This window comes from Segatella hominis (genome assembly GCF_004535825.1).
Lineage (GTDB): Bacteria > Bacteroidota > Bacteroidia > Bacteroidales > Bacteroidaceae > Prevotella > Prevotella hominis.
Window position 1 is genome coordinate 1 of the sequence record NZ_SGVY01000134.1, and the last position, 1,087, is coordinate 1,087.

At 30.8% G+C, this 1,087-nt stretch carries 1 pseudogene; it reads left to right on the top strand.

From position 1 onward, the window contains the following. Nucleotides 1–507: pseudogene (locus EXN75_RS17950) on the top strand (hypothetical protein); the annotation flags it as partial. Nucleotides 508–1,087 lie beyond the last annotated feature (580 nt).

Sequence of the window (1,087 nt, forward strand, 5' to 3'; positions counted from 1 at the left end):
AGTGCAAAAAGCCGTATTAGCGCTGGTTACAGATATGCCGAAGATAATATAAAAAAAATAGTATCTGGTTTAAAACAAGGAGAAACATTCAAATTTGTAACTCATAGTATGGGAGCAGCATTTGCTGAAGGTATTGCAAGTTATCTTATAGGTCATGGGTATAGTGTAGAAGAAATTGTACATATTAACCCTTTTCAAGCTGCAGATATTACAACCAATGCATCCCCAAACGTAAAAACCGTAGATTATCAAAATTCAGATGATTGGGTCATAAATAAAACTCCTTTTGTGAGTTCTCCTGGAGATATACAAAATGCAGACTATCATATTAGAGAAAAATCAAATGATTCTGATTTTGCGACACGCCATAGAAGTCCGATAGATTCGCAAGGGAAATCATTTTGGAATAACCTTTTAAAAAGAACAAAAGGACCGATTATAGATAGTTCTGTCAACCTTCCGAATTTAAATATATCTAGCGCTATACTTTTCAAGTCAAAGAGATAATTATGAAAAAATCTTTAAAAAAATATTATTGGCTAATTGTGGCTATAGTTCTTTTTTGGTGCATTTTAAACAAAAGCTTACTTTTACTGATATCCTTAGGGTCACAAAGTAAAAGTACAAGCAATGGAATATTCTTTATGTCTATATTTCCAGATTTTGTTAGTTTAATAGCTTATCTTATATTTCTCTGGGAGAGTATATATAAAATAACTCATGAATGACTCTTTAAACGAATAGATAATCTTTCAATTAAAGCATAATTATGAAAAAAATGTTCTTAAAAGGATACTGGTTTACCATTTCTATAATTTTAGTTTGGTGCATAGTCTGTAAAAGTTTATTTTTATGTAAATTCATAAAATATACAGATGACTGGCAATATTTTGCGGAAGACATTTTACCTGATATCGTGAGTTTTATTGTCTATTTTATATTGCTATGGAAAGGGATTAAGAAAATCGACTGCAATAAGTAAAGGTAGTTACAATCGGGCAAAAAGACTTTCCATTGCAATAAAGTGAAACATACACAAGGCACAGGAGTCTTACTGCTTTGTGCCTCCATAATCATTTTGATAATG